This is a genomic window from Alkalihalophilus pseudofirmus OF4, from assembly GCF_000005825.2.
Classification (GTDB): domain Bacteria; phylum Bacillota; class Bacilli; order Bacillales; family Bacillaceae_D; genus Alkalihalophilus; species Alkalihalophilus pseudofirmus.
The window spans coordinates 3,482,541-3,499,676 of the sequence record NC_013791.2; the positions used below are offsets into that span (position 1 = coordinate 3,482,541).

The window sequence follows — 17,136 nt, forward strand, 5'->3', positions numbered from 1 at the left end:
TTAACTTTTTATATTTTATACATTGATCACTATAATAGAAAGAAAAGACCCCAATAAATTCATTGGGGCCCTTTTCAAAGTATTAATTTGTTAACCCAACAACTTTGAGCATTTCAGACAACATAATTGCCATTTGTGCACGTGTTGCTGTGCCTTTTGAATCTAAGTCGCCGTTGTTATGGCCACTCATAATTCCAGCTTGTACAATCATATTCATTTCATCTTTTGCCCATGCAGATACTTTTTCTCCATCAGGGAAGTCTTCTAATACGTCAACTGCTTCATGGTTACTACTATCATAACCAGCAACGCTCATCGCACGAGCGATCATTGAAGCTGCTTGCTCACGTGTAACAGGGTCATTTCCTGCAAATGTACCGTTAGCATGACCAGTTATAATTCCGTACTCAACAGCTGGCATTAATTCATCAGCAAACCACTCACTGCCTGCTACGTCACTAAAGCGGCCATCATACCCTCCACTGCTTGGCAATGCTAAAGCACGAGTTAATAAGGTTGCTAATTGAGCACGTGTCATATCCGCAGTTGGACGGAATGTGCTGTCAGGGAACCCGTGGAACGTGTACGTAGATGCTAATGCTTCTATCGCATCCTTCGCCCAATGGGTTGCTGTAACATCTTTAAATGAGACTGCGTTTTCCACTACTACATAACGACTATTCGTCATGCTGTTAAATGTTGCTGTTTTCCCATTCACTTTCGTTGGTACAGCAGTAAATGTTCCGTCTTCATTTAGACGGACAACCGTGCTGCGGCCAGGAATTAAATCTTTTTTGGCTTCAATTGAACGAGCTACATATTGATTAAAACGATTAAGAGAATTCGTCTTACCATTTGTTGTTACACTCACTTCAAATGCAATAACATCTGAGACCGTGTTTACATCAACAGATTGATCCATATCCATTGGGTAGATCTTGATGTCAAACGAAGATGTCTCAACTGTATCCATTTCACTTAAAGGTAAATGGTACGTACCATAGCTGGTTACTACTTCAATTATTTTAACTGAATGTTGCTTCATCATTGCAACCTGTTTTGAATCTAACTGAATTGAAACATGCTGACCAGATTGATGATCAACCTCCATTTTTAATGAAGTTGTTTGAGCATTTTCTAACGCTTTCTCTAATAGCGCATCAGATAAGGTAACATTAACCATTTCAACATCGCCATCTTTTACTACTTCTTTCTCAAAAATGAGATGACCATTACTTGGCGTTTCTGGAGTTGGAGGTGTAATGGTTCCACCGCCTGTACTTCCTCCAGGGCTTCCGCCATCAGAACCATCGTCAACTCCCTCTTCTTCCTCATCTTTACCCTCTTCAGCCGTTGCTGAAGTACTGGCAGAAATAGCTTTCTGTTGATTTAATGGTTTCCCTGCATAATCTTGCGCATCTGTTGAAAGATTGAATCGATATGCAGAGCTTGCAGTTAAATCACTTGCGGTAAATGTGAACTCTTGTAATAGTCTTTTACTATCATCTGATTTGTAGTCTAAAACCTTGTCATCTTCATCTTTCACGACTTGATATCCAGCTACACTATCAGATTCATTTGTTAATTTCGGTTTAGTTGTTTCTTGGCTGTTTACATCAATTAACTGCACCGCTGTTTTTACAGTCTCCACGTCCATTAAACGATCAAATGTTAAAGTAACGGTTATTTCTTTATCTGTACTTGTCACTTGTGTTAACACATCTTGTTCACGAGGTGCAGATTGACGAATTAATGGTACATTTAATTCTGTTTCAGGTGGCGGCACAACTACATCACGGCTTGTATACGGCTCATAACCCGCCTTTTCATACTTTACTTTCCATGTGCCTTCTGGTACGTCCCAGCGGTAGCGACCATTATGATCAGTAATTTGCGGATTGATTTGACCAAAGTTAACCGCATCCCACTTCTCTTCTTGGCTTCCGTTCACTTCATAAACAGTTGCTGTAACGCCTTGCAGACGATTTTCCATACTACCTTCAAATACATAACCTGCTGGGTCAATGAGAACTAGAACTTCCATTAAAGGAACTCGTACGGATTGCCCATCTTTTACGATTTCCACCTCAAGTAATTGATCACCAGATGAACTCCAGCCATCTGGAAATGTTACTGCCCAAGTATTACCATATTTCTTCATTTCGTGTTTTTCACCAATGAAATGTAAATACGCTTTCTCTACTTCTCCTTCAAATTCCACCTTCACATCAATGGTTGATACCAATTCCATGATTGGGAACTTGTTTAAAGATTGATATGGGTTTAACGTAACTTGATCATGCCATCCTGCTGAGAATGAGGCGAGTTTTACAGTTGGGAATGATGGTTGATATTCTACTGTTTGTGCAGCCGTAGAATAAGTCATGCTCTCTTCTCCAACTGTCAGGCTAACGTTAAACTTTTGATCCTTTGTTTGGTCATCAGTTAATTCAATTTCTTTTGTCCATTTACGTTGTGATGGCGTGAATTCAGCCAATGTACGCTCACCATCTTGAATTATTACAGGTTGTCCTGGAGTCGATTCCCCACTAACAACAATTGTTGCTGAACCTGTTACTGCAGGTACTTCAACAGCTCCATAAAGGACGCTGGTGTTTGTTATGATCGTAGCTTCTGCGTCACCAGCTTTTAATATAGCTTCTGTCAAAAACGAACGCTTCGTATCTTCTTTTACCTTTGCATTAAATGTGATGGTTCCTTCTTGATTAGCAGTGACATCCTTGAGAACCCATGAGTTGTTCTCTGGATTGAATCCATCTGAAACAATAGATTTTAACTGATCTGCCTTAAGATCAATCGTTAACTCATCGACTGCTTCCCCACTATTCTTATAATTAATTGTAAATGTAACCTCTTCACCTGGCTTCACTAACTCGTGATCTGCTTTTATCGTTGAATCAGCCCAAGCTGCTGCTCCTGCATCCCGTAAAATCATTGTGACGAACTCTTTTGAGCCTACATTTTCAAGCGTATAATTCTGACCATTATAGTATGCACTTAAAGTGTATGGACCTTCTGAATCCCCTAGGTTATTGGCATAGAAGTTACCATGATCGTCTGTGCGAGCCCAGCCAATATACTTGCCATACTCGTCATTTACATTAATCCATAAACGTTTAGCGGGTTCTAATGTATCACCAGGAACCACAACAATACCCTCAATGAAATCCGCTTTCTCAAGTGAAATGTTTCCAATCTCAAACGACGAACCTTCATTAATTGTCACTCTCTTATTCTTATATCCATCTGCAGAAACCTGAAGCTCAAGTTCACCTGAAGTCGGAAGATCAATGCTGAATTCTCCTCGTTCATTTGAGGTAGCGTATGACCAAACCTCTTCGTTCTCCACATAGACATTTGCCCATAAAACTGGCTGATTTTCTTCATTAACTACCAAACCGCTGTAGCTAACAGCTTTCACTAGCTCTGCTTCAATCTTATTTTCAGCATTAATTATCACGTTATTGTCGACATAACGAACATATCCTGGTGCATCAATTTCTAAGTAATAATCTGATGCAGCCGAAATACCAGTAATGGTAATATTCCCATCTTTTATCTTTGGTTGATGTTGATAATACGATTCTTCTTTTTCAGCGCTCCACAAATAAATAGAGCGAACTTCCTCTACGTCTTTCGGAAGTGAAATCGCAACATCAATCAGCTCCGGTAATGTAACTGTAGCAACTTCTACAACTTTACCAAGCTGTAAACGGGTAGCTGAATTTGCATACATATAACGAGAATCGGATACTTTTACATCTACAAAATAATGACCTGAAGGAAGTCCACCAACTTCATAGAATCCATCTTCATTAAGCGAAGCTTTTATAAAACGTGGACCCGCTAGTTGAACTTCTGTTGAAGGCGATCCACCAACTACTTGTCCTTTTACCGTCGCTCCGATTAACAAATTAACTTCTTTTGAATACAGATCAGAAGTTTCTTCACCACTTGTCAGCTCAAACTCAATATGAGAGATCTTCTCTTTGTTAACAGGGATCTCAAAGCTGCCATTATACTTAGCTGTCTCTGTTTCTACATTCGTCTCAGCTTGCTCAAGTGTAACCATTGTAGAATCTTCCTCTGAATAATAAACCGTTGCAGTTAGTTCTGCACCTTCTACATTTGACGCTTCAGCTTGAAGTTGAACAGTAGTACCTATTACGCCTAAATTAAATTCACTCGCTTCATATTTAACATCCACATTTCGAATCGAGAATTCTGGATATTCTTGCTCCTCTTCTTCGCCCTCTTCATCGTCCTTAATTATATCCCCTGGTAATGGCCCACCAACAGGAGGCTCTTCCGTTACTGTAAATGTTTCAGAAAGACGAACTTCTGTGTCAAAAGGGAGATCAGCATGAATGGTTAGATTATACTCACCTACTGGTAAGTAATATGGTAAATCTACTCCTCCCCACCTGGAGAAATTATTTGTTTTATCTGACCAGATTAATTCACCTTCTTGATTTCGAAGTTCTAAGGAAGAGAATGTTTGATCAGCTGAAAAACTTGAAACTTGGTTAAATTGAACATCACGATTATTAGCATCTACTGTCCAATACAATCTTGTTCCTTCTATCTCTTTTAATTCATTATCTACATAATTTGAACCAAAATAATGATGATTATCTATTCTGGTTAGATTTACTGATTCAAATAAGATCTTTTCGTCAATTGTATAAACCTTATCTTCTTTCATTTGTCTTGTATCAGCTTGATAGCTGGCCCAAAACTGTTGATCTACATAATACGTAAACTCAATAGAATTAGATGTATCTTCCTCAAAAAGGATATCTCTAATATTTTCTATTTGCTTTCGGTCATCATAGACCCAAATAGAATGGCCAAAGTTACGAGTACTCGTATACATATTACTAATTGGGTAAGTTAGGCCTTCTAAAGTAAATCGCTTCAACCCAGTACGATCATTTTGAAACTCATACTGTATAAATCCACCTGCTGTTAGCTGATCTTCTAAAATAAGTAACTCATTAGAATCTGAATTCATTACATATCCAATATTAATTAACTCCGCCTTATTAAAATAAATTGTAGGTAAATTATTGTGGTCGTAATGGCTTCTTCCAAAGAATGGGTAGTTCCCATTTAGGAAGTGAATACTAAACGTAACCAATTCATCATCTGTACCATTTGTAAATTGGATAGAACTAAAATCTACATTCGTTAAATCCAATTTTGATAAATTCCAAAGTTCTTTTCCTGTATATTCTTCATGATAAACAAGAGTTCTTCTATCATCAGTGATAAACGATACAGTTATTTCATAAGGAACTTCATCGTATATTTCATATTCGGTGAAGTCGACATCATTCTTATAAAAATAATTCTCAATTCCATGAACGTACGACTTGGTTCTAACCTGTACATTCGTCTCATGTTCTAAAATATTATCAAACGAATGTGGTAACGTAACATCAACAGGTTGTCCATAATTAGAAGTCATTTCAGATGGATCATATTGACGTTCGATAGTGAAGTTATGTTCGAAGGTCTGATCCTGCCCAAATAACTCATATTGTCTTTTAATTGTGTACTTACCAGCAGGCAACTCTTCTTCGCTAAGACGCAAGTAGCCAAAGTTATAAGAATAACCTTCAGTAATCACTTCATTTTTATTGTTTCTAATTTCGTAATAGAAATGCCCTTCTTCATTGTCTGAGGAGTAGTAATTTAACTTCGCCTCACCAATTGAACCATTAAAACCTAATCCAACATAGGAGCTACCTTCATCATTAAATATATAACTATACGTTAATTCTTCCTTAAATTCACCGGTCAAATCTATGGTGGATTGATTTTTAGGATTGAAGTCTTGAATAATCCATCTAGACCAATTTAAATCACGATTATCTAAATGAAGCTCCACATCAACATTTCCTTCCATTAAGTGAAGGGTATTAATTGGACCACCATCAGAACTATAAAGATGTTGATAATATTGATCAATGACTAGACCGAGCCCTGTTACATTTAAAGGCTCTCCATCACGTTCAAAAGTAACTGCATACGTGGTTTGTTCAATGAGATCTTTTATTGAGAATTGCGCCCCTGCTTCTACATTAAGCTCAGCTTCAAATAAAATGGCCTCATTATTACTTGTTACATGTTTATAGAGCATCTTAGCATTCTCATTTGGTACTAGCCACTTGCTAGATTGACTGGAAAAATTTTCAAAAGGTAATGCTTTTCCTATAGGTTGATAGCTTATGCTGCCATATTGGTAATCATCTTCGGAATGAACCATAATATTCACTATTTGATCATTCCATTTAATCTTACCGCCATATACTAGTTCAAGAACTTCTTTCCCTGTCATAGTCATAAAATCCATATATATAACGGGTTCGAAATCTCCTTCTGTATAATATTCAAGTTGATAATATACTCCAATTTCATACTGACTGTCTTCTTCAATCCAATGAGTGTTAATATTACGGCTTGGAAGATGAGTGCTTGTAAAGCTGGTAGTACTAATGCGGTGATCATATCCATCATCATTCAGTTTGATAATTTCTAATTTCCCGCGATCAAGCATATACCCATTTGCAAGCTCAAATGTAATTCCTTCCACATCATCATCGATTGGATATGGATCATAAGGATCAGGATTTACAGGAGTCGAACCACCGTTATCTAACACAAGCGTTTGGTTAAATCGTTCATCATTTAGTGAAGTATGATTTAATGAAAATTCAACTTTATATTCATTAAGATCCTCACTAAGAGGGAAAGAGAAATAGTTATCTTGAAATGAATATTCAAAATGATCAATTATACGATCATTGTCTCCATAGACATTAATTAGTAAATCAATCGGTTGTTCATAAATCATATTCATTAACTGAAATTGACTATTGTACGCGTAAGCCTGACCTTCTAGAATGCTCCCGTGCTCAGGACCCCCTTCTAAAATTTCAGCATTAATATATAAAGGGAAATTTGCAGTAAGTAAATAACTTAGGGGGCTTGTTAAATCCACACCTTTACTTTCCCAATACAAGGTACCTACAGTCTCTTTTGTTGAATCAATATTCCATTGCTCTGTATATGTGAAACTATCATAATACCCATTTGTAACATAGATATCTGAAAACGAGTTAGCACTTTGACGCAGCGTTTGAGAAAGATGCAATTCACTGGACTGTGCACCAAATGACAACGGAACAAATGATTGTCCATCCATATCAAAACTGACATGTTCTGTTCGATCTATCAGCTCTTCAATTGAAATACTAGATTGAGAAAAATCAATTTGATCAAATAATAAATAACCGGTGTTATCTAATGTACCATTTACCCCTATATTTACCGTGGAGTTTTCAATTAAAAATCCATCCACAGAGTACACTGTCGCCGTAGAACCTTGAGCTACAAAGCGAAGGGAGAGGGACGTGAGATTGAAATTTTGAGGAGAATCGAGGGTAATCCGATCGACTTGATGATTCCAAGCGATACCGTCTGAAGCAGCTTCTCTGAACTCTTCCAATCCATAATCCTGAGAATGGTAGTAATATAACGTCTCATTTGTTAAATGATCATGAACCTTCATTTCAATACTTGCGTTAAAGGTTGTATTTTCACTAATACCATTTAATTTAGATGAAATGTCTTCCACAAGGATATAGTATTCTCCACTGTCCCCTTGAATGTTTCCTTCTAAAAATGTCTGCTTACTCCCACCAGTCTCACTCTCAGTAAGCGACATAACACGAACAGTACCTTCTACAAGCTCATAATCTTCATCAATGTCAATCTTCAGTTTTTCATTTCCTGCAGTCTGTGAAGCTGTAGCTGCAACAGCTGGCGCAAAAGAAGAAAAAACAATGAAAAAAATCATGATCGTCATAATGAAAGGGTTGTACTTCTTTCTAGACATAGATATAATTACCTCCTACTTTTATATTATATAACATAGAAAATTATACCACTTAAGTAGGTATTTATGTACATAAAATATGTAATTATTTTCAATGAACTATTTTTTCATAGTTGGTTAATGTAATGCTCCTGCTAAAGACGAATCTTAGAGATGCAGGCGTTGTAAGTGAGGGAAATGTTGAGTGGATGAAGAATTTAGAAGTGATGAGTGAGGTGGCTTGAAGTAAGTAAAGCTAAAAACAAAAGAAAAGCCTTGCCGAGATCTCTCTCAACAGAGCTTCCAATCAATATATCTACTAAACTATCGACAAAATTCGGGTGGTGACAGGCACCAACACCTATAGTTCAGAGAACGGTTGAATATGTCGCCGTTTCCCCTCCACTACTATGCTTTTCCCTTGAAATTCTCGAAAAACCTGATCCAGATGAACTCTTATTGCGTTCTCTAAGGCTGTGCGTGTTTGAACAAGATTTCGTCTCGCTCTGGTTAACTTCTGAAGCTCTAACACGATTCCCGACCTAAGTTCGTTCGAAGTTCCTCTGCCATGAATAACAGATTGCACAATTGTCATGAGGTCCAAATTGTCTGTTTTAGACCAATTCATTAAGGTATTTCGTTCTTGAGCTGTAGAAGCTGCATTAATAATTCTCACATGATAGTTCTCACTATGGCTTAATCGAACAAGATCCTCATAATAGTGTGCAGTAGTCTCAATTCCTAAAACTACTTTCTCGTAACCTTTTTCTTTCATTACAAGCTCTACATTTTTCTTCAACCTATTAAAACCCGATTCAGAAGCGTCGATTTCAAATGGTTTGATTAAGATGTCTCCATAAAAATTCGCCAACAATACCTTATGGGTGTACTTAGCTGCATCAACCGCTACAATTAGTAACTGATCAACACCATTTTCTTTAACAAAGTGAGCCCAGCGACTTCCTATTTTCCCTTGAATATGATTCAATAACGTATATGTCACGTTTTCATCTCCTTGGTCGGGGTTATTTTGGAAGTTCTGTAGTAGGTGCTTCTATTTTATATGAAAACGTGGCTTTTTTTGTATGTTGAAGAACTATTTATTATACTAGGCACCGAAACCGGTTGCAATTCCGCTTTCCATACTTTACATCATTTCTTGTTCCTCTGCCGCACTTATTTTGGCATCCAATTGACGAATCAATCGTCCAGTGAAGCTAACCCCTTCCACTGTCTGTTCTCAATCAACTGCTCTGCAACCATCTCTTTTCGCTAAGAAGACAACTGTGGATACTTAGTACTGGGGGTCTGACCCCAGTCCCCACCTCCATCCCTCTCCACTTACAATTCTACCAAACCAAAAAAGAAAGAACCAACCCGAAGGCCAGTTTCCTCTCTTTGTTACTTATTCACTTTAGTACTTTAACGCAGTGGGGGTCTGACCCCTTTATTGTGAAACCGCTAACTCCTCGAATGGGAATTAGGGCAGGTAGTAGAGATTTAGATTCTATGATTATAATATATGGTTGAGTTATTGGTTGTTACGCCAAACAAAAAAAGAACTACCGCTGTTAAGCGATAGTTCTAATTCATTCTATTTATCTACTAAACTTTCGACAAAATTCGGGTGGTGACAGGCACCGAAACCGAGAAGCTACAAGTCTCAAAAGCTGGTTACTATAAATATAGAAAAGCTAAAGGAAAAAAGCGAAAGAAATCAAGCAACGATAAACAACTAACAGAGTATATTACTATCATTTATCACCAACACCATAAGAACTATGGGTATAGAAAAGTACATGCTGTCTTACGAAATGAGTATCGCATCGACATAAGTGAAAAAGTAGTAAGAAGATTAATGCGTGAATTAGGTTATAAAAGCCAAGCTCGCAAGGAAAAAAGAAAATCTATTAGTGGAAAAAACACTTCAGGCGCAGGGAACATTTATGAAAATCTATTAAAAAGAGACTTTTCAACGATAAAATTAAGTGAAAAGTGGGTAACTGATGTAACGGAATTTCCCATTGGTAATAAGAAACTATTTCTTTCTGTGGTCATGGACCTTCATGATAATTATATAATAGGATATCAACTATCATATGTTCAAGATATTCAACTAGTAGAAGACTCCCTCTTATATGCGCTAGAGATTAGAAAAAGAGATGAGAAGCTGATCATCCACTCTGATCGAGGAATGCCTTACCGCTCAAATAGATGGAAAGAGTTAATGGCTACGTACAAAATCAATCCAAGTATGTCCAGAAAAGCTAACTGCATAGACAACGCTTGTATTGAAAGCTTCTTCTCCTTTCTAAAATCTGAACGAAAGCAGCTAAAATCAGCCAAAGACATAGAGACAGCTAAGACGATTATTCATGATTTTATCTATTACTATAATCACAAACGTGTTCAAGGGGTTTTAAATTACAGCACTCCTGCCCGTTACAAGACGGCGAGTTAAAAAAAGGGGCAAAAACGCCACATTTTCTCCTTCTTAGCCCTAATTACCACTCGTCAGGGCATTGATTGGCTGTCAAGTGGCCTCCTTGACTGGCAATCAGTGCTCTGAGACACTAGGATACGCTAAGAAAAAAAGAAGAACCAAAGCCCACTGGCTCTAGTTCTTTGAGGTAAATCCGAATATATAGTGTCTACTTTAGAGATCGCAACGCAAAGTCACCAACACCCTAGGAGCCTATATTATTTTACTAAATTAACTCTCACGTTATCACGGATAACTACACCATTAGCATCTTTAATTGTGTCAGCAGTATCTAATGTTGTTACTGAAATTTGAGATGAGTTAACAACCGTAGCCCAGTTTGAATCACTATTCGGTGATACAGTGACCACTAGAGATTTACCATCTACTGAAGATACTACAGTATCTCCACCAGAAGTTGCTCCGGATGCAAAACCACCATTGTAAGCAACTGTACCGTTTGATAATTGAATATCATCAATTAAATCAGCAGCATCAGTTAGAGTAAGAGCATCTAAATTCTCATCGAAAGTGAACTTAATTACGTTTGCACTAACTAATTGTGCACCTGTTAAAGTTGGAGCAGTATTATCAGTAACAGTAACAGTAGCAGTAGCAGTAGCAAGAGCTCTTCCGGATTCTAATGCTAAACCATTAGTAGTAAATAAAGCATTACCAGAAATTTTAACCGAGTCCTCAGATGGTAAGGATACTGTAATAATATCACGAGTAGAATTTAAAGTAATATCCGAGTTTGAGCTTACAGCCTGCCCATCGATTCTAAAATTATTATGGTTTAGGCTAGCAGTAGTAAATGTTTGTCCAGTTGGTGCAGTTACAGTAAATACGTTAGTGCCAGAATTAGCAACAGCAACATTTAAAGGAGCAGCTGGAGTTGCAGACACAGAAACTGAAGGTGCATTAACTGCATTATTAGCATTACCATTTAAATCTGTAACTGCTCCTGCCTCTAAACGTACTTGATAAGAGCCGCCTGCTAGTTCAGCTCCACTGCTATAAGAGACTACTAATACGTTATCAGTACCACCCTTTAAAGCCACAGATAATCCCGTTTGCTCAGCACCATCTTTACGTAATTTCACTTGTGCTGGGTTTGTAATAGTAACACCCTCACTTAAAGTTACTTCGATTGCTTGTCTGTTACTAGCTAGAGCTGCAGAAGTGACAGTAGGTGCTACAGTATCTTTATTTAAAGTAATTGATTTTGAATAAAGGTCATTTTTATTATTAGTAACGTCCGTAAATGCATCTTTAATTAGCGTGATACCAAAGACTTCAGAGTTACCGTTAGTATAAGTAGCATCACTTAATGTAATATCATAAGTTTTACCAGTATTGTCTACTGTAAGATTTTGAGCAACTGTGAAATTTGATGTAGTACTTCCATTTGGACGAGTTACAACTACTCCTGTACCACTTTCCAATGCCGTCTTAGATGCTGAGTTTAATTCTTTATTGAATGTTAAACGTACTTTTTGATTAGTTACTTGCTCTAAAGATGCAACAGCTAAAGCAGTTGTATCTTGAGTAACAGGAACTGTTGTAGTACTTGGAGTAACAAAGTTACCTGCCGCATCACTAAATCCAGCGATATAAATTGTTGCATTAGTACCAGTAGCAACAGATGAAGGACGAGCAAATGTTAATTTATTTGTTGGTCCAGTTAAAGCATCAAACCCACTAGCAACAGGTTGACCGTTAATACGTAATACTTCACCCGTTAATGAGTCAATAGGCTCTGATAAAGTAACTTCAAATTTATCAGTTGCAGGTACATAAACCACTGAGTTTACAATTGGAGCTGTAGTGTCGTCTACTGAAATTGTTTTAATCACACTTGGAATTGTGTTTTGACCGCTCTTTGCATCCTTAACTGTTACATCATAGTTGCCCTTGAAGAACTGACCAGTAGGCGCTGTTACTGTAAGTGTTTTCCCATCAGAACTTAGTACAGCTCGTTCTGCAACACCTAAAACAACATCATTACTATGTGTGTCAGTAGATGTTCTGTTTAAAGATAGTACACCAGTTTTCACAGTGCTAGTAGAAGCTGTAGGAGAAGTTAATACTGAACTAGCATCCACTGGTTGTGTGAAATTAACAACTAATTGTTTTCCATTTACAGCATTCACAGATGCTACAGCTAATTCTTCATAAACCCAAGTCACAGTCTCAGTATACTCAACATCGTTAATCTCGAAAGTAACTTCTGTAGCTTCGTTAGCTACAAGAGCAGTGTCTAGAGTTACTTCATGAGTAGTATCGTCGCTTAATACTACAGTTAAAGTCGTAGCATTTACAGCAGTCACAGAAGAAACTGTAGGAACTAGACCCGGAACTTCGATACGCTCTTCTTCAACCTCTGCACGGTGGATAAATGCTGCTGTTTGAGCACGTAGTACTTCGCCGCGTGGTGCGAATGTAGTTGCTGTCATACCAGCTGCTACGCCGTTAGAAGCAAGGATGTTGATGTAGTCAGTACTCCAAAGACCGCTAACATCAGTGAATGGTAGGTCTTTACCTTCAACTAGCTCAAGGTCATAAGCTTCTACTACCATTTTCGCCATTTCTTGGCGAGTGATTGTGTTACTTGGACGGAAAGTACCGTTCTCGTAACCATCAATTACACCTTCAGTTTGATCAACGATTGCAGCGATGTATGGGTTAGCCCAGTGTGTAGCTGGAACATCACTGAATTTGTCAGTTGTTACTTCAGAATCTACATCTAGTCCAAGAGTGTTAGCAAGAACAACTGCGATCTCTGCACGAGTGATAGAGTTGTTAGGCTTGAAAGTACCATCTGGGTAACCTTGGATAGCACCTTTCTCTACTAGGTAGTTGATGTCATCGATAGCCCAGTGGGATGAAGAAACATCAGAGAACTTTGCATCAGCTGGTGCTGCTAATGCTGCAGGTGCTGCTGCCGTTACAACGACTGCTGCTGCTACTGAAGTAGCTAAAAACTTGCGGTAAGACTTTGGTTGATAAGCCATGTGGATAAATCCCCCTTTAAATTTGCGTACACTTTGATATGTACATATTTCTACTCCGCACTTTTGGTCTAATACTATCAATCGTAGTGTTTCGGTCCGTGTTGATATGAAGCTTGATAGTATGTTAGTAGTCCGTCGTGAGTCTTTTTCATTAGACCCTCAGATAGGTTCGACACAAAAGTCGCAGTAAATAACTAAGAAAATAGACTTGCAAGATTAGTATAGTTACCAGTCTTTGTAATGTCAACCATGATATAAAATTTCTTGGTTAATTACCAAATTGTTTCATTGGTTTCCACAAAGTAGGTTACTAATCTACTATTATTCTACAGCTAGCACCAAAAAATGCAATTGTTTTTCTCTATCTTTTACGATATTTACATAGAAATGCGCAGAATTACCTATAAACCATATTTGTAAATATAAAGTAAATAATAATTCAATAGACCCTATTTGGAGTTAATACTCACTAATGAACCAAGCATGACTTTACTCTTATCCCTTCGCTCTTCCTATGAACAAATATCCCTATTAATATGACTTTTTACATCAAAGCATGCTATATTACAGCAACTATCATCAATTTGTTACCTTCTTGTAACATTAGTTCAGGTTCTTTTGTGGTAGACTGAATCTCGTACTTACCCAATCGTTAGAGAATTAAACATAATTTTCATAGATTGTGAGAAAAGTAACTACTACATAAGAATTTAGGAGTGTTCGTATGATTAGGAAGATCGTGCCGTTTCTAGCGGTTCTACTTGTACTGTCGACATTGCTTAATGTCACACCAGCCGAAGCTAGCACAAAGCAAGATCAACTCGTCACTGAAGCCAAGAAGCATATAGGAGTTCCATATAGATGGGGCGGAACGACAACTAGTGGATTTGATTGTTCAGGTTATATGCAATATGTATTTAACCAAATTGGAGTAAGCCTCCCGAGAACAACGGGTCAAATGTATAACACTGGTACTTCTGTTTCAAAGTCAAACTTACAAGTTGGAGACTTAGTCTTCTTTAATACATCAGGTTCTGGCGTCTCACATGCAGGAATCTACATTGGAAGCAGCCAATTTATTCATTCTTCTTCATCTAGAGGTGTTTCGATTGCTTCTATTAATGACCCTCACTATTGGGGTTCGCGTTATATTGGTGCAAAGCGTGTATTACCTGAAGAAAAACCTCAACCAGTACGCGTGTTAGGAGCTGGTGAGTATCATGATGTAGCAACAAACCACTGGGCTTATAGTCCAATTCGTAATCTAAGCAACCAAAACATTATCAGTGGTTATGGTAATGATCGCTTTGTTCCAAATGATCAATTAACTCGCGCACAAGTAGCAGCACTACTCGTTCGTGCAACAGGATTAGCAACACCAACAAAAACGAATGCATTTAGTGATGTTCCTGAATCACACTGGGCATCAGCCGATATTTCAGCTGCAGATCGTGCTGGGTACTTTGACTATCTGCCTGGAAGTACGTTTAACCCTAACGAAGCTGTCACACGTGATGAAATTGCTGTTCTTTTCGCTGCAGCATTTGAGTTATCAGCCTCATCTTCTAGCTCTTTCCCTGATGTTGATTCATCAAACTGGGCATATAATGAAATTTCAGCTTTAAAAGCAAATGGCATTGTACACGGCTTTGCAGATGGTACATACCGTCCTAACAGCAACTTAACTCGTGCGGAATTTGCTTCTATCTTATTCCAAGCTTTAAATTAATCAGCAAAAGCGCCTATCAAGGGCGCTTTTTTTGTGTACAAAAAGAGCATCCACCAGTAAGTAGATGCTCGGTTGAAATAAAGTATGACTATTCATTTGCTTTAATTGCTCTTGCTAAAAAGGTTGCAAATTCTGCTCGGGTCACTTCGGCAAAGGGTCTAAACGATCCATCTGCATAGCCGCTTGCAAAGTTCGCTCTGCCTATTCTCATAATGGATTGGTAAAATTGATAATTCGTTGGAACATCATAAAAGGAAACGTCTCTTATAGGAGGTGTGTTAAATCCTCTTGATAAGATGGCGGCTACTTCCCCTCTAGGGATCGCTACGTGAGGCCTGAAAATTTGGGTACTATACCCGCTGAAAATCCCTCGGTCAACCATCGCTTGAATGTAATTCGCATCAAAGCTTTGCGGTCTGACATCAATGAACCCGTTTCTATATGTCACGGCTTGCTCGTTTAAGGCTTTGGCCATTAATACAGCTGCCTCACCTCTCGTAATGATTTGGTTAGGTCTGGCACTGCCATCCGTATATCCTGTCATTATTCCACGTTGTTTTAAGTCATACAATGCTGATGCGAACCACTCACTTCCTGCTACATCATTAAACGATGTAATCGGAGTGATCTCCGCGTCCTGCTCTACTTTGATTGTGATCATTTTAGAGCGGTTAGACTTCTCCCCGTTCCTGCCAATCGTCTCAATACTGTACGTATACGTTCCAGGAGAAACCGAGTCAAGGTATGATTGGTTCCCTGCTTGAACTCGATCGATTTCTCGATTATTACGGTAAATAATATAACTAGCTGGGGGTTCTCCATCAACAGGAGGTTTCCACGATAACTTCACCTGACACTGGTTATTCTGCCACCCTTCTACTATGGCCTGTAATCCAGTAGCTTCCAATGGTCGGGGATTTGTTATTTTTAATGTGCTTGGTATCGCAATTCGACCGAAACCAAAGACCGAATCACGACCGGTTGGACCAAGATCCTTCGTTTGCTGCTGCATAAGAGTTCGGATTTGGGTATGACTTTTATCTGGATATGCCTGCTTTAACAGTGCTAAATGCCCTGCAACATGGGGAGCTGCCATAGATGTTCCGCTTTTCACCGTATAACCTTGCTTGATATGAGTGCTTCGTATTGCTTGGCCAGGTGCCGATACTTCTACTGTCGGTCCGGTTGCGGAAGCACCATTTGAGAAAATCGCACGTCGATCTTGATTATCGACCGCAGCTACAGCAATCACACTACTGTATGCGGCGGGAAAATCAACTGTATTTGTCTGCCCCGTTTGTGTTCCTTCATTTCCGGCAGCTGCAACAAATAAGATCCCTTGGCTGTATGCTCGTTCAATCGCTCTTTGCAAGTCGGCTGATTGATTTTTTCCGCCAAGGCTTAAGTTAATGATATCTACCCCTTCCCGAACGGCCCAATCAATCGCCTCTACGACATATGAGGTGAATCCATTTCCTTGATCATCAAGAACTTTTGCAATATATAAATCAACATCAGGAGCTACTCCGTAGACTCCAAAATTATTATGCTGCGCTCCAATAATTCCTGCTACATGCGTACCATGGCCGTTAAGGTCATTATAGGAAAGTTGGTTCCTAATAAAAGATTTCCCTTTTACGACTTGTAAGTCTGGGTGAGACATATCTACTCCAGTGTCCATGACCGCTACTTTAACTCCTTGCCCAGTGACACCATTGCTCCATACAGGGGGTGCACCAATCCGGCTTACCCCCCAATCAATCGTTGCATTCTGTACATGGATCGGTTCATCTACTTCGATACTCGCTACATCAACGTGATCCAAGAGCTCCATTTTCTCATCTTCTGTCAGCTCAATCGCCACTGCATCAATACTTGTAAGATATAAATAAATGCGTTCTTCATACTCTTTCGTTAGCTCTTCATTTATAGACTCTTTAAAGCTCATAATATAGTTTTCTCTTACTTCCTCATTGCCTAAAGCATTTGCAGGGAAAAGGAGAAAGAT

6 protein-coding genes are annotated in these 17,136 nt (G+C 38.5%); 2 read left to right on the forward strand and 4 right to left on the reverse strand.

Annotated features, from left to right (window positions below):
• Positions 1-82: 82 nt before the first annotated feature.
• Both BPOF4_RS17405 and BPOF4_RS17410 read right to left on the reverse strand, forming a co-directional pair.
• Positions 83-7,924 (reverse strand): S-layer homology domain-containing protein, encoded by a 7,842-nt coding sequence (locus tag BPOF4_RS17405; RefSeq protein WP_012960546.1) that lies wholly within the window; start codon positions 7,922-7,924, stop codon positions 83-85.
• A 340-nt stretch (positions 7,925-8,264) separates the two neighbouring features.
• Positions 8,265-8,906 (reverse strand): IS110 family transposase, encoded by a 642-nt coding sequence (locus tag BPOF4_RS17410; RefSeq protein ID WP_012960548.1) that lies wholly within the window; start codon positions 8,904-8,906, stop codon positions 8,265-8,267.
• A 624-nt stretch (positions 8,907-9,530) separates the two neighbouring features.
• On the opposite strand from BPOF4_RS17410, the gene BPOF4_RS17415 reads away from it, so the two are divergent.
• Complete coding sequence (locus tag BPOF4_RS17415) at positions 9,531-10,364, forward strand: IS3 family transposase (protein ID WP_012960549.1); 834 nt, start codon at positions 9,531-9,533, stop codon at positions 10,362-10,364.
• 239 nt (positions 10,365-10,603) lie between these two features.
• Here the strand turns inward: BPOF4_RS17415 and BPOF4_RS17420 are convergent, their stop codons facing one another.
• On the reverse strand, positions 10,604-13,399 hold the full coding sequence (locus tag BPOF4_RS17420) for an S-layer homology domain-containing protein (RefSeq protein WP_012960550.1): 2,796 nt from the start codon (positions 13,397-13,399) through the stop codon (positions 10,604-10,606).
• Positions 13,400-14,123: 724 nt separating this feature from the next.
• Between BPOF4_RS17420 and BPOF4_RS17425 the strand changes: the two genes are divergently transcribed.
• Complete coding sequence (locus BPOF4_RS17425) at positions 14,124-15,128, forward strand: C40 family peptidase (RefSeq protein WP_012960551.1); 1,005 nt, start codon at positions 14,124-14,126, stop codon at positions 15,126-15,128.
• A gap of 88 nt (positions 15,129-15,216) precedes the next feature.
• Here BPOF4_RS17425 and BPOF4_RS21310 read toward each other — a convergent pair whose 3' ends face one another.
• Positions 15,217-17,076 (reverse strand): S8 family peptidase, encoded by a 1,860-nt coding sequence (locus BPOF4_RS21310; RefSeq protein WP_012960552.1) that lies wholly within the window; start codon positions 17,074-17,076, stop codon positions 15,217-15,219.
• Positions 17,077-17,136 lie beyond the last annotated feature (60 nt).

Coding starts and splice junctions, on each gene's coding strand:
- BPOF4_RS21310 (WP_012960552.1), bottom strand. CDS start 17,076: ATGAGCTTTAAAGAGTCTATAAATGAAGAGCTAACGAAAGAGTATGAA.
- BPOF4_RS17405 (WP_012960546.1), bottom strand. CDS start 7,924: ATGTCTAGAAAGAAGTACAACCCTTTCATTATGACGATCATGATTTTT.
- BPOF4_RS17425 (WP_012960551.1), top strand. CDS start 14,124: ATGATTAGGAAGATCGTGCCGTTTCTAGCGGTTCTACTTGTACTGTCG.
- BPOF4_RS17420 (WP_012960550.1), bottom strand. CDS start 13,399: ATGGCTTATCAACCAAAGTCTTACCGCAAGTTTTTAGCTACTTCAGTA.